This window comes from Pseudomonas sp. PDM03 (assembly GCF_014852385.1).
GTDB lineage: Bacteria > Pseudomonadota > Gammaproteobacteria > Pseudomonadales > Pseudomonadaceae > Aquipseudomonas > Aquipseudomonas migulae.
This window is the reverse complement of the sequence record NZ_JACVBM010000016.1, coordinates 74,999-95,042: the sequence shown is the minus strand read 5'-3', so window position 1 is coordinate 95,042 and position 20,044 is coordinate 74,999. Positions and strand designations below refer to the sequence as shown.

15 protein-coding genes are annotated in these 20,044 nt (G+C 59.0%); 6 read left to right on the top strand and 9 right to left on the bottom strand.

All coding sequences use genetic code 11. From position 1 onward, the window contains the following. Window positions 1–7: 7 nt before the first annotated feature. Window positions 8–1,144, bottom strand: a complete 1,137-nt coding sequence (locus IB254_RS21005) for an acyl-CoA dehydrogenase family protein (RefSeq protein ID WP_192228963.1) — start codon at window positions 1,142–1,144, stop codon at window positions 8–10. Between the two features lie 244 nt (window positions 1,145–1,388). Here IB254_RS21005 and IB254_RS21000 point away from each other — a divergent pair, with 244 nt between their 5' ends. From IB254_RS21000 to IB254_RS20980, 5 genes are all read left to right on the top strand, one after another. Further along, complete coding sequence (locus IB254_RS21000) at window positions 1,389–2,285, top strand: GlxA family transcriptional regulator (protein ID WP_177318159.1); 897 nt, start codon at window positions 1,389–1,391, stop codon at window positions 2,283–2,285. A gap of 216 nt (window positions 2,286–2,501) precedes the next feature. Beyond that, window positions 2,502–4,445: a flavin monoamine oxidase family protein gene (locus tag IB254_RS20995; protein ID WP_192419228.1), complete on the top strand. Its 1,944-nt coding sequence runs from the start codon at window positions 2,502–2,504 to the stop codon at window positions 4,443–4,445. Window positions 4,446–4,659: 214 nt separating this feature from the next. Further along, entirely contained in the window at window positions 4,660–5,547 is an 888-nt protein-coding gene (locus IB254_RS20990; RefSeq protein WP_192419225.1) for a nitrilase family protein, read from the top strand. Window positions 5,548–5,563: 16 nt separating this feature from the next. Continuing rightward, window positions 5,564–6,775: a hypothetical protein gene (locus tag IB254_RS20985; protein ID WP_192419223.1), complete on the top strand. Its 1,212-nt coding sequence runs from the start codon at window positions 5,564–5,566 to the stop codon at window positions 6,773–6,775. Between the two features lie 70 nt (window positions 6,776–6,845). Beyond that, the gene (locus IB254_RS20980) at window positions 6,846–7,826 is read left to right on the top strand and encodes an asparaginase (protein ID WP_192419221.1); all 981 of its coding nucleotides are present in this window, start codon (window positions 6,846–6,848) and stop codon (window positions 7,824–7,826) included. Between the two features lie 187 nt (window positions 7,827–8,013). Here IB254_RS20980 and zapE read toward each other — a convergent pair whose 3' ends face one another. The 3 genes from zapE to IB254_RS20965 all read right to left on the bottom strand — a co-directional run bounded on the left by zapE (window position 8,014) and on the right by IB254_RS20965 (window position 11,208). Continuing rightward, entirely contained in the window at window positions 8,014–9,108 is a 1,095-nt protein-coding gene (zapE, locus tag IB254_RS20975; protein WP_008025947.1) for a cell division protein ZapE, read from the bottom strand. A gap of 90 nt (window positions 9,109–9,198) precedes the next feature. Continuing rightward, a complete protein-coding gene (locus IB254_RS20970) occupies window positions 9,199–10,554 on the bottom strand; it encodes a tryptophan--tRNA ligase (RefSeq protein WP_192419219.1) in 1,356 nt (451 codons plus the stop codon). A gap of 24 nt (window positions 10,555–10,578) precedes the next feature. Next, on the bottom strand, window positions 10,579–11,208 hold the full coding sequence (locus tag IB254_RS20965; protein WP_192419218.1) for an alpha/beta hydrolase: 630 nt from the start codon (window positions 11,206–11,208) through the stop codon (window positions 10,579–10,581). A 144-nt stretch (window positions 11,209–11,352) separates the two neighbouring features. Here IB254_RS20965 and IB254_RS20960 point away from each other — a divergent pair, with 144 nt between their 5' ends. Next, window positions 11,353–11,787 carry a YhcB family protein gene (locus IB254_RS20960; protein WP_008025941.1) on the top strand — a complete coding sequence of 145 codons (435 nt, stop codon included), beginning with the start codon at window positions 11,353–11,355 and terminating at the stop codon, window positions 11,785–11,787. 276 nt (window positions 11,788–12,063) lie between these two features. Here the strand turns inward: IB254_RS20960 and IB254_RS20955 are convergent, their stop codons facing one another. The 5 genes from IB254_RS20955 to IB254_RS20935 form a co-directional block, all read right to left on the bottom strand. Then, the gene (locus IB254_RS20955; RefSeq protein ID WP_008037276.1) at window positions 12,064–12,768 is read right to left on the bottom strand and encodes an OmpA family protein; all 705 of its coding nucleotides are present in this window, start codon (window positions 12,766–12,768) and stop codon (window positions 12,064–12,066) included. Between the two features lie 102 nt (window positions 12,769–12,870). Then, complete coding sequence (locus IB254_RS20950) at window positions 12,871–13,512, bottom strand: MBL fold metallo-hydrolase (protein ID WP_008025937.1); 642 nt, start codon at window positions 13,510–13,512, stop codon at window positions 12,871–12,873. Window positions 13,513–13,599: 87 nt separating this feature from the next. Continuing rightward, window positions 13,600–16,338: a LuxR C-terminal-related transcriptional regulator gene (locus IB254_RS20945; protein ID WP_192419216.1), complete on the bottom strand. Its 2,739-nt coding sequence runs from the start codon at window positions 16,336–16,338 to the stop codon at window positions 13,600–13,602. Between the two features lie 174 nt (window positions 16,339–16,512). Then, entirely contained in the window at window positions 16,513–17,877 is a 1,365-nt protein-coding gene (locus tag IB254_RS20940) for a DUF1329 domain-containing protein (protein ID WP_008037263.1), read from the bottom strand. Between the two features lie 28 nt (window positions 17,878–17,905). After that, window positions 17,906–19,876, bottom strand: coding sequence for a DUF1302 domain-containing protein (locus IB254_RS20935; protein WP_008037261.1), 1,971 nt, complete (start codon window positions 19,874–19,876; stop codon window positions 17,906–17,908). Window positions 19,877–20,044: the final 168 nt, after the last annotated feature.

Here is a 20,044-nt window from a genome sequence, read left to right as displayed (position 1 = left end):
CCGGCTCCTACAATGATCTGGCGATAATCTCCTTCATGATTTCGTTGGTGCCGGCATAAATCCGCTGCACCCGCGCATCCGCCCACGCCCGGGCGATCGGGTATTCCCACATGAACCCGTAGCCGCCATGCAACTGCACGCACTCGTCGAGCACCTTGCATTGCAGGTCCGTGCCCCAATACTTGGCCATCGCCGCCGTCGGTACATCGAGCTTGCCTTGCAGGTGCAACTCCAGGCAGCGATCGACGAAGACCCGGCCAATCTGGATCTCGGTCGCCATCTCCGCCAGCTTGAAACGGGTGTTCTGGAAGTCGGCAATCGCCTTGCCGAACGCCTTGCGCTCGCGGGTGTATTCCAGTGTCCATTGCAGCGCAGCCTCAGCCGATGCCAGTCCGCCAACAGCAACCGTCAGACGCTCTTGCGGCAATTCCTGCATCAGATACGCGAAGCCCATCCCGGCCTGGCCCAGCAGGTTTTCTTTCGGCACGCGAACATCCTGGAAGAACAGCTCCGAGGTGTCCTGCGCTTTCATGCCGACTTTTTCCAGGCGCTTGCCCTTGGCAAAACCCGGTGTGTCGGCCTCGACCAGAAACAGGCTGGTGCCCTTCGCGCCCGCCTTCGGATCGGTCTTGGCCACGACAATCACCAGGTCCGCGAGATAGCCGTTGGTGATGAACGTCTTCGAACCGTTGATCACATATTCATCGCCATCGAGCACCGCCGTGGTTTTCACCCCTTGCAGGTCGGAACCGGCACCCGGCTCGGTCATGGCAATCGCGGTGACCATCTCGCCGGACACCAGTTTTGGCAGGTATTTGTGTTTCAGCGCTTCGCTGCCGTAATGCAGGATGTACGGCGCGACGATGTCGGAATGCAGGGAAAAACCGATCCCGGTCAGCCCCAGACGCCCCACCTCTTCGATCACCACCGCACTGTAGAGAAAATCCGCTCCCAGCCCGCCGTACTCTTCCGGCAGGTGCGAACAAAGCATCCCCGCTTCCCCTGCCTTGTTCCAGAGTTGGCGATCGATATAGCCTTGTTTTTCCCATTGCCCATGAAACGGCACGGCCTCTTTTTCGAGGAAAGTTCGCACGCTGTCGCGAAAAAGTTCGTGCTCGGAACTGAACAAGGTTCTGGGGATCATGCGGCACCTGTCGTTATTGTTAGAAGGAATAGACCTTCAGAGACTAAGCCTCGCTTCCGATACAGGACACTGGACACATCCGACAAAAAATAAGACGATCCAGCCGTCTGGTGACCACTTTCCCCTATAAGAATAAAGTTGAATTATGTCTAACCAAGTCTCCACGCCCTTGCGGCGCGTCAGCATCCTGGCTATCGACCGGGTTTTCGCTTCCACCCTCATGCAAGCCAAGGATTTCTTCCACCTGGCCAGCCTGCGTTACGGCAAACAACTGGGCCAGGGCCTGACACCGGCGTTCGAAACGCGCCTGGTCAGCCCCGACGGCAAACCGGTCAACAGCTTCAGCGACGTGATCATGCCGGTGGACGGCGGCCTGGAAAACGCTGACGTCATCATCCTCCCGGCGTTCTGGGACGATTTCGAAACCCTTTGCCAACGTTATCCACAGATCCTGCCGTGGTTGCGCCAGCAGCATGCGCGCGGCGCGGTACTGTGCGGCGAGGCCACCGGGGTGTTCTGGCTCGCCGAAGCCGGGTTGCTCGATGGCAAGGAAGCGACCACTTACTGGCGCTTCTTCAACGCGTTTGCCGAGCGTTTCCCGAGGGTTTACCTCAATCAGGACAAGCACCTGACCGACGCCGACAACCTCTATTGCGCCGGCGGCACCACGTCCGCGTGCGACCTCTATATCTACCTGATCGAGCGCTTCTGCGGCGCCAACGTGGCCCAGGCCGTGGCCCGCGACATTCTCTATGAAGTGCAGCGCAGCTACTCGCCGGGACGCATCGGCTTCGGCGGCCAGAAGCTGCACCAGGACGTGATCATCCTGCAGATCCAGCACTGGCTCGAAGAGCACTTCGCCGACAAGTTCCGCTTCGAGGACGTTGCACGCGAGCACGGCATGAGCATCCGCAACTTCATGCGCCGCTTCCAGACCGCCACCGGCGACAAGCCGCTGCATTACCTGCAACGCCTGCGCATTGAAACGGCAAAGGGCTTGCTGTCCGGAAGTCGCAAGAGCATCAAGACCATCAGTTATGAAGTCGGTTACGACGATGCGAGCTTCTTCGCGCGGCTGTTCCGCCAGCACACCGAGTTGTCGCCGAACCAGTATCGCCAGCAGTTTCAGCAAGCGGCTTAAGGGCTAGGCACACAATTCCAATGTGGGAGCGAGCAGGCTCGCTCCCACAGGGTTTCTTCGGCACAGGCAAAAAAGTCCGCAATCCTGGCCTTTTTCCCACGCGACAAAGGGAATTCAGCGCAGCTCCGCGCCCCACTTTGCTCATATTCCCGAATAGCTCAATGCATCAACATCTTCCCCTGCAAACATCATCAGTGCTGACAGGGAAGATCAACAGTGACTATCGGATCAAGCTACAACTACCCCTCATACGTTGCCAAAGAGACTCGGACAAAGCGATCAGCCAAAAGCAAATGGATTGCCCGCTTTCCGAACCCGCCGGACCTGTGCTTCGACTATCGAACGTTGGTCGAGCAGGAAAACGGAATAGCCAAAGCAACCGACCCCACTCATAGAATCTGCATTATCGGTGCCGGCGTAACCGGACTGACTGCCGCCAGAGAACTCTATCGCTGCGGCTTTACCCATATCACCCTCATAGAGCAATCCAGGCGCGTTGGTGGCAGGCACCTGACCATTCCTGGAAGCCGGAGCTCCACGCAAAGTCATACACCCTTTGAAATGGGGGCCATGCGCATGCCCTTTTTCAACCGGGCAGACGAGCCGCCGACAGAGGGCAGGTCCCTGATGGCTTACTACGCGAAGGCGTTTGACCTGTCCATTTCAGACTTCGCCAACCCCGGAAGCCAGTGGGTCACCTCGACCGGGATCTATCTCAGAGAGGGAAACATGGGCGCCGGACCGGCACCTGAAATGTTGATCTGGAAAAACGAAGACGGTCTGACACCCCCACCGGGCACAGAACTGCAAAAGGTCTATGCCAAGTGGAAAGCCTTTGCCGATCGCATGACCCGGCACGTTGCAGAGGTGTATGCCAGTCAGGAATGGGAAGCCATGTGGGCCGCCATCGTCGAAAAATACGAGAGCGTTTCGTTCCGAGATCTGGTCCGCATGCCAGCACTGGAAATCTGGAGCGAAGGCTCGCCAGGGGACTTTGGTGGAATGGGAATGTCCGCAGACGAGTCTGCGGTTTTCTATGCGATCGGCATCGGTGACGGTAGCTGGGGAGCCTTTTACGATGTCTGCTGCCTTTATCCGCTACGCACTGCCATCTTCGGATTCAGCAGCCAGTTGCAATTGATCCATGGCCGGGTGGACACGAATGGCGATCCCCTGGCATCTCCCTACCTGCACAGCGAAGCTGTTCATGATTCGATGGGGCTGAGCTTCGACAGACCTCGCTACATCGGCCTCGCCGCTCTGGACGAATGCCTGTTGTTCATGAAAATCGATGAAACCGGAAAATCCGTCCATGAGCACAGCCTCGAAAGAAGCAATGGCTTCCTCACGGACTCATCCGTTACGAAACTTGAAAAACTGACGAACCAGAAAACACGCGTCTACTTCAACTGGAAACACAGTCGCCCCGAGCAAACCCGGGAACATTACGACGACTTTGATTCGGTCATCATGACCTTACCGTCCTGGCTGATCGAAACTCGAATCACACTTGAAAATTTCGCTCAGGAAATGCTGCCTTTCGAGACGATCAATGCCTATAAAACAGCGCACTGGGAGACCAGTTGCAAAGTCTTTGCACCGCTGAAAAAAACATTTCTTTCAAAAAACCACAAAATCCCGCAAGCCATCGTCACCGACAGTTTTATCCACGATGTCTACACCTACCGCTACAACGACAACTACAGCTATGACTGCATCCTCCTGAGTTACACATGGGAGGATGACGCCACCAAGCTCGCCTCGTTCGCCGACAAAGAACTGGTGACCAAGTGCGTCAAGGAGCTGGATCGCATCCTCATGAACTCAGCCAACATTCAGGAGAAAATTTCTCCTTACATCGGTATTGATCAAGCCGTGGTCCAACGCTGGGTTACCGATAAAAACGCCCTGGGTTGCGCCAAGCTATACCGACCCGGCACTTACTATGAGGCGGTGGGCCTGATGAAGTACAACCGGGACTATGCTCATGTCTCAGGTCTGTATTTTTCTGGAGAGTCGTTTTCCGTCGACGCGGGATGGACGGAGCCCTGCTTTCGAGGGGCTGTCGATGCGGTCATTCACATTTGCAACAAAACCGCCGCGACCTTCAATGGTGGTTTCTCCATGAATGACTATCCGCATTACCGACTGAAAGGCTGATCGCCCCGTTCCAGAGCCATGCACTACGTGCATGGCTCTCCCTCCCTGCCCCACCTGGCACACCTGGCACACCGATTCAACCCTCCTTCAATCAACTTCGGAAACGGCCTACAGCCTTACCGGAAGCCGCCGACTTACGCCCCTTTGCCGTTACAACACTTAATAAAGACGCAATTAAACCGCGTGAATAACAATAAAAAAGAGGTCATCGGCAATGAGCGATCCAACAAGCCCTGTTCGTGTAGCAGTCGTGCAATTCGACCCTCAGGTCGGCACCGAGAAATGTGCAGACAACCTGCGTTGCAGCCTGGAGTTAGCCCTGGAAGCAGTCAACGGCGGAGCGAATCTCATCGTCCTGCCCGAGCTTTCCAATACCGGCTATTTCTTCGGCAATCGCCAGGATGCCTTTGCCCATGCAGAGTCCGTACCCGACGGGCCGAGCGTGCAACACTGGATGGACTTCGCCCAGCAACACAAGGTTTACCTGGTGGCCGGTCTGGCCGAGCGCGACGGTATGCGCCTTTTCAACACCGGCGTGCTGGTAGGGCCTGACGGCTTTATCGGCAAGTACCGAAAAGCGCATCTGTGGAACCTGGAAAAACTCTGGTTTACCCCCGGCGACTTGGGCTTCCCGGTTTTCGATACTCCAATCGGGCGTATCGGTTTGTTGATCTGCTGGGATATCTGGTTTCCGGAAGTGCCACGAATTCTCGCCCAGCAAGGCGCTGACATCATCTGCAGCCTGAACAACTGGGTGTGGACACCACCACCGCTGTTCGACGAGGCCGGCAAGTGCATGGCGTCGTACCTGACGATGACGGCCGCGCATGTAAACAATGTGTTTATCGCTGCCGCCAGCCGAATCGGCGAGGAACGCGGCGCGCGTTACCTGGGTTGCTCGTTGATTGCCGGCACCAACGGCTGGCCGATCGGAGCAGTGGCTTCAGCGGACCAACAGGAAATCCTCTTCGCCGACATCGACCTGACCAGCTCTCGCAGTGCACCGATCTGGAACGACCTGAACGATCTGCATCGCGATCGTCGAGCCGATCTCTACGATCAGATGCTCGGGTACACCCAGCACCCTTGCCTGCCACGCTGACAAGGGGCAATGACCGATGGAATCCACCACTGAAAAAAAACCGTCTGATCGTCTCGCTACGAGATCATCACTGGACACTGCGATCCTCTTCCTGGTGCTCGGCACGGCAGCCCTGATCGTCTGGTTGTCATTCACCCACCGTTCTGACTGGGCCGCCCATTGGCCCGACTATCGTCATTTGCTCTCGAACCTCCCCGAACCCAGCGCATGGTTGCGCTGGGTGCTGGGGGACATCAGCGAAGTGGCGTTCTACAAACACGAGTTCGCCTCAATCGGGTTGTTGGCGGGCGCCTACCTGGCCTATTGGGCCAACCGCACCGGAAAATCCTGGCAAGGCTTCGCCATCTCCTACGGCAGCGGACTGTGGCCGTGGCTGGTGACCAGTTCGTTGCTTGGGCTGGTGTTGAGCAACCTGCTGTGGGGCTGGACGGTGACGGCCGATAGCTGGCAACCGACGTTTGCCGCCTTCGTTTCACTGCCGGCAGCGATGGTGTTGATGTTCGGCAGCGGCTGGAAGGTCACGATCAACGGCGCCATCCTGGGGGCGGTACTCGTTACGCCGATGTGCTTGCTGATGGTCAATTACGTGTGCAACCCGCTGGCGTTGCCTGTGGTCATTGGCAATGTCTCGGGCATGGCGATCGCGAGCGTATTGGCCTTCCTGCTGTGCCGCTACGTACCGAGTCTGGTGAAGTCTGCCTCGTCCAGCCAACCGCCCGAGCCTGCAGCCGAAACCGCCCCCGCCAAAACGCCTGACTACGGCGTCACCTGGAGCCTGCGCCGGGTGCTGGCGGACTTTTCGGAAGCGCCGTTCTATGGCAACGAATGGGCCAGCCTCGGCCTGATTCTTGGCGCACTATTGGCGTTTACACTGAACCCGCTGAGCCCGGTTTATGGTTCAGCACTGCTGCCACAACTGATCGGCGCACAGGCCCTGACATCAGCGGTGGGGGTTGTGATCTGGCGGCGACAATGGATGTCACTCGGTTGGTATCCGACCTACGTCCCGCTGGTGTCGGTGGTGCCGGCAGCAGTTCTGACGTATGGCGGCACCTGGCCGGTCATCGTCATGAGCGCACTGCTCGGCGCCTTGATTGCACCGCCTCTGGCGTGCGCGATCGCCAAACGGCTGCCGGCCGACATGCATGGCTTCATTGGTAATGTACTGTCCATGGCCATCAGCACGCTGCTGATCATTCCGTTTATCGGCTTCCTGATCGCCAACTGACCCGCGTCGCCATTCGGCGGCACCGCGAATGCGGTGCCGCCGATCTCTTCACACTCAAGCGAGGTATCAAATGGACTTGCCCAAACTGGCCATCGCCGCACTTGGCGGTACCGTGAGCATGCAAGCCAGACACGCCAGTGAAGGCGTGATTCCGACCGTCAGTGGTGAAACGCTGCTGGCATCCATTCCGGAATTGACGTTGCTGGCTGAGGTATCGATTGAAACGCTGGGACTACTGCCCAGTGCTTCACTGGATTTCGGGTTTCTGCTGAACGTATTGTCCTGGGCGAACTTTCAGATCAAGCAAGGCGCCATAGGCGTGGTCATCACTCAGGGCACCGACACCCTGGAAGAAACCGCCACCTTCTTCGATTACCTGTGGGACCACGACGCACCGTTGATCCTGACGGGCGCAATGCGCTCCGCGGTTCAGGCCGGAGCGGATGGGCCGGCAAACCTTCTGGATGCCTGTCGGGTGGCATTGGCATCAAGCAGCCGTCAGCGCGGTGTCCAGGTGGTCATGAACGGTCAGATTCATTCGGCATCCGCGGTGCGCAAAACCGACTCATTGGCCTTGCAGGCGTTTTCTTCTCCGATCGTGGGGCCCGTGGGTCTGTTGGTGGAAGACAGCGTTCGTTATCTTCGCCCACCGGTCCCACGCAATGTCCTGCCTTTACCGGTCCAGACCACACAACGGATTGCCTTGCTGGAAGCGTCGCTGTCCGCCGACAGTCTGTTACTGGAGAACATCGTGGGGCTGGGCTACGCCGGGCTGGTGATCGCGGGGTTCGGCGCGGGGCATGTTTCGGTGAATTGGGCGGAACGGATCGAAACAATCGCGCAGAAGATTCCAGTCATCGTTGCCACCCGGACCGGCTCCGGCGCTACGGCTCGCTCGACCTATGGCTTTGACGGCGGCGAGATCGACCTGACGCGCAAGGGCGCTCTGATGGCGGGGTTTCTCTGTCCGCGCAAAGCCAGAATCCTGTTGTGGCTGCTGGTCGGTTGCCATCGGCAAGATGAACTGGCAAAACATGTTTCACACACCTGACAAGCGCCCCTTGTAGGAGCGAGCCGGCTCCGGGCGGCGTTCCGACGATGGTCGTCAACGATGACGCGTAAAATCTGGCGCCCCGCGGCGACCTCGGGTTCATCGCGATCAAGCTCACTCCTACATGGGATCTTGGGCGCACAAAAAAGGCCTGCAATTGCAGGCCTTTTTCATTTTCCGAAATTTCCTACGGCTTGTGAGCCCGGGACAGGAATTCGTGGGATTGCATTTCCAGCAGACGGCTGAGGGTGCGCTGGAATTCGAAATTCAGGCGACCGCCGGTGTAGAGGTCTTTGAGCTCGACTTCGGCGGAAATGATCAGCTTCACGTTACGGTCGTAGAACTCGTCGACCATGTTGATAAAGCGTCGGGCGATGTCGTCGGTGGTGACGCTCATCTGCTCGACACCGCTGAGCAGCACGGCGTGGAAGATCTTGCCCAGTTCGATGTAATCGTTCTGGCTGCGCGGGCCGTCGCAGAGTTCGCGGAAGTCAAACCAGGCCACGTCATCGCAGGTGCGCAAGGCACGGATTTCGCGGTTCTCGATGATCAGCACATCGTTCTCGATGGCCGCCGTGCATTCCGGCGTCAGCGCACGGAAGCTCTTGCGCAGGCTTTCGTGAGACGCCTCATCGAGCGGGAAGTGGAACAGCTCCGCTTGCTCGAGGTGACGCAGACGATAATCGACGCCGCTGTCGACGTTGACGATCTCGGTGTTCTGCTTGATCAGCGCGATGGCCGGCAGGAAGCGCGCACGCTGCAAGCCGTCCTTGTACAAACCGTCCGGGACGATGTTCGAAGTGGCGACCAGGGTCACGCCGTTCTTGAACAGCTCTTCCATCAGTGTGCCGAGGATCATCGCGTCGGTGATGTCGGAAACGAAGAATTCATCGAAACAGATCACTCGCGACTCGTCGGAGAAGCGCTTGGCGATGATGGTCAGCGGGTTTTTCTCGCCGCCGAGGGTCTTCATCTCTTCATGCACACGCTTCATGAAGCGGTGGAAGTGAGTCCGGGTCTTTTCCTTGAACGGCAGCGCTTCGAAGAAGGTGTCGACCAGGTAAGTCTTGCCCCGGCCTACGCCGCCCCAGAAATACAGGCCCTTGACCGGCGCCTGTTCTTTCTTGCCAAACAGCTTGCCGAGCAGGCCCGGTTTGTTCTGCGAGGCCGCGACCAGATCGTCGTACAGGCGCTGCAAATGGCGCACGGCGGTTTCCTGCGCGGCGTCATGGAAGAATTCCGGGCGTTTCAGATCAGCTTGATATCGTTCTAGGGGCGTCATAATTCGTTAGCAAGGCAACAAAAACGGGCCGTCACTGTAGCGATGGCCCGTGGGAATGGCAATCGGCCCTTGGTCGGACCGAGCCGTTGATTATTCCTGAACCGGCGTCAGCGCAATCCGCAGAGCGTCGATGGCAACGTCACGGGCCGCCGTGTCGGCGAACGCCGGGCTATCGGCCACGCACTCGCCTTCCAGCCAGACGCTGAAGCTCAGGTCTTCATTGCGCACGTCCAGAGGCTGGCCCGCTTGCAGTTGTTTGGTCACCTGACCAGCGGTTTTACCGTCGGCGAAGTTGCGCGACAGCAGCAGTTGCTCGCCATCGGCCGCCAGCAGACGGAAGCGGAAACTGCCGTCGTCTTCACGGAAGCTGACAAAACGCGCAGCTTTCGCGGCTTTCTTCTTGGTGGTCGCCGCGACTTGCGTCTGGGCCACGAAAGAACGCAAGCCGACCGCTTCGCGCAATTCGTTAAGGAAAGGCGTCGCTACGGCACGGGCCTTTTTCGCACCGATTTGCAGGATGTCTTCCAGATCAGCCGGGCGTTCGATCAGTTGGTGATAACGCTCGCGGGACTCGCCCAGTTCGCTGTCGAGCAGTTGGAACAGACGATTCTTCGCCTCGCCCCAACCCAGGCCCTGCAACAATTCGCTGCGGAATTCGTCGGCCTGCGCCGGGGTGGCAAAGGCCTGGAACAGCGTGAACAGGTGCGAATTGTCTGGATCTTTGGCTTCGCCCGGCGCGCGGGAGTCAGTGACGATCCGCGAGATCGCGTCTTTCATCTCTTTGGCGCTGCTGAACAACGGAATGGTGTTGTCGTAGCTCTTCGACATCTTGCGACCGTCGAGGCCGGGCAGCGTCGCGACGCTTTCTTCGATCAGCGCCTCGGGCATGGTGAAGAATTCTTTGCCCTGGCCAAACAGATGGTTGAAACGCTGACCGATGTCCCGGGCCATTTCCACGTGCTGGATCTGGTCACGACCGACCGGCACCTTGTGCGCATTGAACATCAGGATGTCCGCGGCCATCAGCACCGGATAGCTGTACAGGCCCATGGTGATACCGGCATCCGGGTCTTCGCCGGTTTCGACGTTCTTGTCCACCGAAGCTTTGTAGGCGTGGGCGCGGTTGAGCAGCCCCTTGGCGGCAACGCAGGTCAACAGCCAGGTCAGTTCCGGGATTTCCGGGATGTCGGACTGGCGATAGAACGTCACGCGGTCCACATCCAGGCCACCGGCCAGCCAGGTCGCGGCGATTTCCAGACGCGAGCGCTGGATGCGCAGCGGGTCATCGCATTTGATCAGGGCGTGGTAGTCGGCCAGGAAGTAGAACGAATCGGCATTGCTGTCGCGGCTGGCAAGGATCGCCGGGCGGATGGCACCGGCGTAGTTGCCCAGGTGCGGCGTGCCGGTGGTGGTGATGCCGGTGAGGATACGGGTACGAGTCGTCATGGGTAATCGCTTGTCAGACTGCAATCAATTCGAAAGACGCGGCAGGATCAGATCCTTGAGATCGGTCAGCTTGCCATGAAAAAAGTGTCCGCATTCTGCCACTTTCAGCAGCTCATGGGGACGATCGAGTTTCTCGGACCAGTCGTAGACAGCTTGCGGGTCAATGACTTCATCGGTTTCCGGCTGGATCAGGGTCAGCTCGCCCTGCTGCGGCAGTGGGTCTTGATCGCCGAGGCGCATCACCGCTGGCGCGACCATGAACAAATGCTTGAGCTGTTCACCCTGCGCTTCCAGGCGTCCGCCGAGACTTGCTGCAACAAAACCGCCGAAGGAGAAACCGAACAACGTCAGCGGCAAATCAGGGTGTTTGGCACGCAGCCATGCGGCCGCTGCCTGGGCATCGTCGACTTCTCCGGTCCCCATGTCGTGCGTGCCTTCGCTGGCACCGACGCCACGGTAGTTGAAACGCAAGGTAATCAAACCGGCATCGCGCGCGGTGCGCTGCAGGGTCGAGACCACTTTGTTGAGCATGGTGCCGCCCTGCACCGGGTTCGGGTGGCAGATCAGCGCGATGCCGCGCGGCGCTTCATTGTTCAGGTAAAGAGCTTCCAGTTGACCGACCGGGCCGTCAATCACTACAGGGGTTTCGCGCATAAGCAAGGAAGGAACTCCGTGACCTCGAATCGGGTCGACTCGTCTAGCAAATTGTCTGTGCCGATGTATTGCGAGTGAATCGCGGTATACAGCGCAGGTTCGAGCCGTTAACGTAAAGCAAAGCCGTTTATAGAGGAAGGACTCGTGGAACACTCGCTCTTAGTTTGGTTGTTGCCGACTCTTGCCCTGGTTGTGGGTGTCGCCATTGGATTCCTGATCGCTCGCCTGGTGCCGAACGCCGCGCCGAGCAGCACACAACGTCAGCTGGATGACATTCAGGAACGTTTTGACAGTTATCAGAACGAGGTGGTTACCCACTTCAACAGCACTGCAAACCTGGTCAAGAAACTGACTCAGAGCTATCAGGAAGTGCAGGATCACCTCGCCGAGGGTGCCAACCGCCTGGCCCTGGACGAGCAAACCCGCCAACGCCTGCTGGCTTCGCTGCACGCCGACGCGGCAGCGGCCCCACGGGAACGCCTGACGCCACCGCGCAATCAGGAGCCGCCTCGCGACTACGCCCCCAAAGCCCCGAACGCGCCGGGCATGCTTGATGAGCATTACGGCCTGAAGAAGTAATCAGGTTTCGCGCGATACACAAAAGCCCTCGGACGAGTGATTGTCCGGGGGCTTTTTTGTTGCTGATCCAATACCTTTGGTGCCGACTCGGCCCCTTCGCGAGCATGCCCGCTCCCACAGGGGATCGCGTACCTATCAAGCGACTCGGTCACTGTGGGAGCGGGCTTGCCCGCGAAGGGGCCAGAACTTTCGACACAAAAAAACCGCCCGATCTGTTTAGGATCGGGCGGTTTTTTTTACGCCTGGGGTTCAGTCAGGTGGGTAAAGGGGCTGCGTTTACTGCTGTGGGTACTCCTGACCCGGAATCGCCTTGAGGTTGACCTCGACGCGACGGTTCTGTGCCCGGCCATTGACGTCGCCGTTGCTGGCAATCGGGTTATCCGGCCCGGCGCCACGCGCCGACAGGTTGGCACCACTGACACCTTGGGACGTCAGGTAAGTCGCCACGCTCTGCGCACGACGCTGGGACAGGTCCATGTTGTGCTGACGGCTGCCGGTGCTGTCGGTGTAACCAACGATTTCGATCTGGTTCTGGTTGAACTCTTTGAGCGAACCGGCCAGGTTGTTCAGTGGCTGATAGAAGCTGGAAGCGATGTTCGCCGAATCGGTGGCGAACGTGATGTTGCCCGGCATGATCAGCTTGATCTGATCGCCCTGACGCTGCACTTCAACACCGGTGTTGGCCATGCTGGCGCGCAGCTTTTTCTCTTGCTGGTCGGCGTAGTAACCGTAACCGGCAGCCGAAGCACCCACTACGGCGGCGCCGATCAGCGCACCCTTGCCACGGTTATCGTGGTTGATGGCGGCACCGGCCAACGCACCCGCCAGAGCGCCGAGGCCGCCGTACTTGGCGGTTTTGCTCATGCCCGTGGAACCACCGTCGGCCTGCCCCTGGCTGCTGTCATATGGGTTGGGCGAGGCGCAGCCTGACAGCAAGGCCACAGCCGTAGCGACAATAATCAAACGCTGCTTGGTGAACATGAAGAGCTCCTACTTTTTGCATTCTGGGATGCAACGGGTCTTAGGCATTGGTTCTTTGCGGGCGTTGGATCATTTCGGGCGCAGAAAATTCCGTCGATCCCCTTAAGCCCGCACAAAAGGGTTGTCGCGCATTTCATCACCCAGACGCGTATCCGGACCATGACCGGTCACCACCGTTGCGTCTTCATCAAGGGTGTACAGGCGCTGTTTGATCGACCGCACGATGGTCGCCTGATCGCCACCCCACAAATCCGTGCGCCCTACCCCGCGACGAAACAACGTGTCACCGGCAATCAGCAGCTTAGCCTCTGAAAACCAAAAGCTCATGGAACCTGGCGTATGACCTGGCGTGTGCAACGCCACGCCGCAACCGCAGGCGAGTTCTTCATCGTCGGCCAACCAGCGATCCGGCGATGGAACCGGCGTGTAAGGCACACCGAACATCTGGCATTGCATCTCCAGATTGTCCCAGAGGAACTGATCCTCTTTGTGCAAGTGCAGGGTCGCGCCGGTTTTCTCCTTCAACTGACCGGAGGCCAGGAAGTGATCGAGGTGCGCATGGGTATGGATGATGCTGACAACCTTCAGGCCCAGGGCATCGAGCCGTGCGAGGATCAATTCGTGATTGCCGCCCGGATCGACCACGATGGCCTTCTTCGTCACCGGATCGCCGATGATCGTGCAGTTGCACTGCAACGGGCCTACGGGGAAGGTTTCGCGGATGAGGGTCGGTTGTTGGGACATCGGGGCATGCTCGATAAAAACGGGGACGAGGGATTTTCGCACACAATTGCGTCCAGCCATTGACCGCCTGTGTATCGTCACACTACGTCAGCCCAACACTCCCAATGCCTTGGCCCTCGCCACCGCCTGCGTGCGCCGTTCAACCCCGAGCTTGCTGTTGATGTGGCTGGCGTGGGTTTTCACCGTGTGCAGGGAAATGAACAGCTGATCGCTGATTTCCTGGTTCGAGCAGCCTTGGGCAATGAGTTTCAGAACCGACAGTTCGCGGGAACTGAGTTGCTCGCAGGTTTGTGAGGGCTCCGGAGCAAGGCGTGCAGCGATAACGGGGAGTCGCTCCGACAGGCTCTGCGATACCGTCGCTTTCGCGCAGTTCTGCAGTTGCTCGCGAAGCCAGTCAGGGCATTTGGTCAACAAGCCATCAAAAGGCTGAAGCGCGCCGCCACTGGCCGCTTCAAGGGCCTGAGCGAAGGCCTGCCGGGCTTCAGGCTCGCGGTTGTGCGCAAGGAGCAGTTCGGTTTTTTGTGTCAGCGCCATCACACTGAGCAACTGCCGACCGGTTTGCTGACCATGCTCGAGTAACGCATTCAATCGCCCTTCGGCCAACATCGGCTGCGCCTGAATGACCTCAAGCAAGGCCTGCTGCAACTCGATATGCAGCGGCAGTTGCGGATGGAATTCCGGCGGTGCCGCAGGCGTTTCGCCGTTGTAGGTCTGGCCCAGTCGTGCGAGCCAGGCTTCGGCCAGATCGGTGCGTCCCTGGGCCAGCCAGAGTTCGCATTTGACCAGGGTAATCATCGCCAGGTAGTAAATCGGCGGGACGTCCCAGATGTGCATCAACCGTTCGGCTTCGGCGAGTTCGGCAAAGGCCTTGGCGAACTCGCCGCTGCTGCCTTCGAGCCGGGCGATCACGCAGTGGCCGATCAGGACACTGATGTCGCGACAGGCGCGGGCCTCAGTCAAACCGGCCTGCAAACGCAGCCGCGCGGTCTGTGGTTGCAGGCGCAGGGCCAGCAGAAATCCTTCGTACAAGGTCAATCGAGCGCGCACGGCATACAGCCGTTGCGGCGACAACCCTTGCAGGCGTTGCAGCCCCTGACGGACTTCGTCCAGCGAGCGCAGGATTTCCCCTCGCGCCTGCAACACGCGCGCCCGGTCGTAATGGGCCAGCGCTTCGAACAACGGATTACCCACCCGTTGCGCCAGTTCAAGCGAGTCGCGGTTCAAGCCACGGGCGCGCCACAAGTCGCCGTCGGCAATGGCCAGGTTGGAAAGGGTCGAGAGGCACATCAGGCGCTGGCCGTAGCGTTTCGATGGCAGGCTTTCCAGCGCTTCGGTGCAATACAGCAGCGTCAATTCGCGGTTGCCGCGCCCGCGGGCAATGATCCCGCTCAATGCCAGCCATTGCGCCAGCATGGATTTCTGCGCAGTGGCCGAGGGGGCCGGCAGGAAACGGCTCAGATGATTGGCCAACTCTTCGGCGGCGTCGAGCTGACAGGCCAGCCCCAAGGCCCAGCTGTAAAGCACGATCAAGCGTGGCGTGCTGATCAGCAGGCTGTCGGGCAAGTCCATTTTCCAGCGCAGCAACATGCCGACATTCTGTTCCGCCAGCAATTGCTCTTCCGAAAGGTTCTGCACCAGGTTGGCCGCGACATCCAGATGCCCGGCGCGCAACGCCTGCTCCACCGCCTCATCGAGCAGGCCCTGGGCATTGAACCAGCGACACGCGCGCAGATGCAGACTGGCCGCCGGCACCATCGCCTGTGAGGTTGGCCGGGTACGCAGCAGGTCGGAAAACAGATGGTGATAGCGGTACCAGTGGCCATGTTCGTCCAGTGGTACGAGGAACACTTGGTGCGCAAGCAGAAAACGCAGGATCTCGGCGCTGTCATGCGCTTCGCGAACGGCATCGCACAGCTCGCTGCAAAAACGCTCTTGAGGGGCCGTGTCATAAAGGAACGACTGCACCTCGGCGGGCAGGCAATCGATGACTTCTTCGAGCAGGTAATCGCGAATCAGCCCTTCCCCACCGTGCAAGGACTGGGGTAATGCACCGTCGGAACCGGCTTCGGAGGCCGCCAGCAACCAGAAACGCAAGCCGGCAACCCAGCCTTCACTGCGCTGGATCAGGTTTTCCAGTGCTTCGCCACGCAACGAACTGCTGTGCCGATCGAGCAGGGTCAAGGCTTCGTCGTGCGTCAGGCGCAGATCCTGCTCATGCAACTCAAGCAATTGTCGCGACAACCGCAGCCGCGCCAGATGCCAGTCCGGACGTTGGCGACTGGTGACCATCACCAGCAAGCCGTCGGGAAGGTGATTGAGGAAAAACTGCAGGCAACGATCGAGCACCGGCCCCTGGGCCAGATGATAGTCATCGAGGACCAGCAGCAATGGCGCTGTCGGCAACAGGTGCACGGCCAACTCGTCGAGCAAGCCGTCCAGCCATTCTTCAAAAGCAAACGGCTGATGCCGCTGACGCATTTTCAGCAGCCCCAGAGACTGGCGGCCCAACTGCGGAAAAAAGTCCTGAAGGCCTTCGAGCAATCGCTCCAGAAAACGGCCTGGATCGTTGTCCCGCGGACTCAACCCCAGCCAGAGACTTTGCCAATGCGCCGGCAGCCCCTGGCAGAACTCCACAGCCAATGAACTCTTGCCAAACCCCGCCGGCGCGCTGACCAGCAGCAGCCGGCCACCGAGACCGGCACTGAGGCGCTCGCATAAACGAGGCCGCAGCACATGGCCGTCGGGCAGCGGAGGCCGATAAAAACGCCCGTCCAATGTTGCGACGGTAACGCTTGCATGGCCCGGGAGTGGGGACAGATCAGTCATGGCCGGCTCTTGTTTGAAATGCTGTTGGCGGCGTTGCAGATGTCCGCAGACTAGCGGTAAACGAAGAGGTAATGAAGGTTATTGCTACAAATGGCTACAAAAAGTCTACGAACAAAAAAAAGCCCCGAACCAGTCGGGGCTTCTTTCGAGGATGCGGCCTCTGTTCAGTTCAGGTTAACGAACCCCGGTCTGACGCAATGCCGCCGGCGTGAAGTCGCTGGTGGTGGCAGTGAAACCGAAGTTGTATGCCGACTTCTCTTCGTTCTTCATGCCCAGTGCCAGGTAACGGCCGGACTGCAGGTCGTAGAGGGCTTCCAGGGTGTACCAAGGCACTTGAACGTTGTAGTAGTTCTGGGAGTGAGCTTCCGCTACACGCCAGAGCTGGTTACGACCGTCGTAGTGATCGATCACCGCTGCCTGCCAGGTATCTTCGTCGATGTAGAAGTCACGCTTGGCGTAGATGTGACGCTGACCTTCCTTCAGGGTTGCAACCACATGCCAGACCCGGCGCAGCTCGTAACGAGCCAGGTCCTGGTTGATGTGACCGGCCTTGATGATGTCGGCGTACTTCAGCTTCGGATCGTCGAGCTTGTAGCTGTCGGAAGCGATGTACATCTCTTTCTTGCCTTCGAGCTTCCAGTCGTAACGATCCGGTGCACCGTTGTACATGTCCAGGTTGTCGGAGGTACGCAGGCCGTCCGCCGCGGTACCCGGCCCGTCATAAGACACTTGCGGAGCACGACGCACACGACGCTGACCGGCGTTGTAGACCCACGCCGAACGTGGTTCCGCCACCTGATCGAGGGTTTCGTGCACCAGCAGCACACCACCGGCCAGACGTGCAGGCGCGGTCACTTCCTGTTTGAAGTAGAACAGGATGTTGCCCGGGTTCGCCGGATCGTAATCCTTCATCTTGTCGCGGAATACGAACTGATCCTGGAAGTACACCAAGCTGTATGAGCCGTTCGGCTGCGGGGTAGCCTGGGTCACCAGACGGGTCACGCTGCCACCGCGATAACGGGTGATGTGGTTCCAGATAACCTCAACGCCGCTCTTTGGAATCGGGAACGGTACGGCTGTCTCGAAGTTTTTCAGCCCGTTGCCGCCGGACACCAGCTCCGTGGCGGTAGCGTTTCTCTTGATGGCAGCGAACACGTCATCCGGCACGGTCGCGCCGCGATGGGACGGGTAAACCGGCATCTTGAAGGTTTCCGGGTAACGCTTGAACATCGCGTACTGGCCTGGAGCAAGCTTGTCCTTGTACTGATCGACGTTCTGCGCCGTGATGGTGAACAGCGGTTTTTCACTGGCGAACGGGTCGGACAGGAAACCTTTGGCATCGGCGGTGCCGGCGTTCTTCGCCATCGGCTTCCAGGCTGGAATCGAACCGTCAGCATTGCCCGCCATCTCGGCGCCCATTGGCGTCAGGCTCTTGCCCAGCTTGTCCGCTTCGGCCGCAGGGACCGCTGCCATCACACTGGTCGCCAGCAGCGTTAGCCCCAGAACTCCAGCGTTGAACAGACTCTTTGTTGTTTTCATAGGTGTGTTCGTCCTGAAAATGCAGTGCTTAGAAGTTCACGCCGAAGCTGAGCGCAACGAAGTCGCGGTCATCCACGGTGGTGTACTTGCCGTCAAAGAAGTTGGTGTAGGCCAGGGACGCGGTGTAGGTGTTCTGGTACTCGGCATCGAGACCCAGGCTGACCGCTTTGCGACCTTCCTCGAAGTTGCCGCCAGGGCCAGGCGAGTAACCGTCGACGTCATGGGACCAGGCGATGTTCGGCTTGAAGTTCACACCGGCGATCACGTCGTTGTATTCCCAGATCGCACGAGCGCGATAGCCCCAGGAGTCAGTCGTGGTGAAGCCATCGTTTTCGCAGTAGCGGTTGACGTTGTTTTGCGGACCGCCTGCCAGGGTCGAAGCGTTCAATGCCTGGCACTGACCGTTTGGCAATGGACCTGGGCCGTAGCTCGGGTCACGCCCGTAACGGGCTTTCGAAGTGCTTTCCAGGCCGCCGACGTGAGTCCAGCCAACCTCGCCCACCAACGTCAGTCGCTCGGCACCCATCACCTGATCGAAGAAGTGGGTGAAGGTTGTCTGCAGTTGAGACACTTCCTTGCGACGATAGCCATGCTGATCCGCACCAGGCTGCCCTTGCAGCACGGAAACGCTAGGGTTCAGTGGCGTCAGGCCGGAAAAGAGGATGTCGGTGGTGTTGAGCTGTACCGGTGCGTTCGGACGGTAGCTGAACTCACCACTCCAGGCGGTGCCGGTAGGCAACGTGGTGGAGAAGCTCAGGCCATAAAGCCGAATATCTTCCGGGTATTCGATGAAGTAGCTGGAGTTACCCGCCACCACCAATGGCAGGGTTTGCGCCGCCAGTCCGTTCGCGCCACCCACGATACCAGCTGCGGTTCCCAGCGGAATGCCAGTGCCAACCAGTGCGCCAGTCAGAGCGCCACCCAGTGCCTGTGCGTTATAGGCGCTCGCCGGAGCCCCCTTGCCGCTGAAAATCGGCGCACGGCTGTGGTAGTTCATCATGTAGGCACCGAATTCGGTGTCCAGCGGCTCGAACATGTACTTGAAGGACACGCCGAACTGGCCACTGTCACGCGCATCGCGATCCGGACCGCGACGAACGATCGCGCCTTCGTCCGGGTTACCCCAGTTCACGCCCCTGGCAGCCAGCGTGTTGAGGACCGCGTTGCGCGAGGCGGCTGGCAAACGAGCGGCCGCCAACGAGTTGTTGAGCCCGTTACGGGTCCGCAGTACGGCCAGGTTGTTATCGCAACCATCGGAAATCACGTCCGGTTGCGAGAAGAACGTACCGCAGTTGTCGGTAACGGTCTGGTCCCATTCCAGTTGATAGAACGCTTCCGTGGAAAGGTTCTCGGTCAGGCTCTGGGACACGTAGAACATGTTGACCGGGATCAGGCCTTCCTTGATCTCGGCACCTGGACGGCGGAACGCGGAAACGTCGATCGGGTTGATCGAGTTGATGCCGCCGCCGATGAACGTACTCTCGCCCCAGCTGACCACTTGTTTGCCCAGACGCACGGAACCCGGCTGATCGGCAACCGAGTAGTTGTGGTAGACGAAGGCGTCGAGAATTTGCCCGCCGGAGGACTTGGCGCCTTCCTTGCGGTTGTTGTCGCTGATGTCCTTGAACGGACGGTCTTCGTCTTTGAGTTCGAAGTCATACCAGTATTTGCCCCGGACGAAGATGCCGGTGTCGCCGTACTTCAATTCAAGGTCATGGATGCCTTTGAAGATCTTCGAGAAGGTTTCCCCGCTCTTGAAGTTCAAGTGGCCGTCATCGGAGGTCTGGGACAGGCCACGGCCACCGTTGTTGACGCCGATGAGGTTCTTGTTGGCACTCTCGGTAGACCAACTGGCACCAATCGACAGGGATGAGTCGAACTGACCTTCGATTTCACCAACGTTGAAACTGACGCCGAATGCGGGCCCGGCGAGCGAAGAGGCAAGACTGACAGCCAGAGGCAGTTTTGCCCGGCGCCAGAACTGGTTTACTGATGTCATCGACGCTACTCCATGTGCATTATTGTTATGGCATTGAGTACTTTTAAAAACGCTGTGGTTGACCGGAAGCCAAGGCATTCCGAATTCACTCCAAAGTTGCATCGCCCCGTTTTGTGCGTGTGCCCCGTTCTTAAAAATCCTTGAGCGGACTATAGCCAGCAGGTAGTA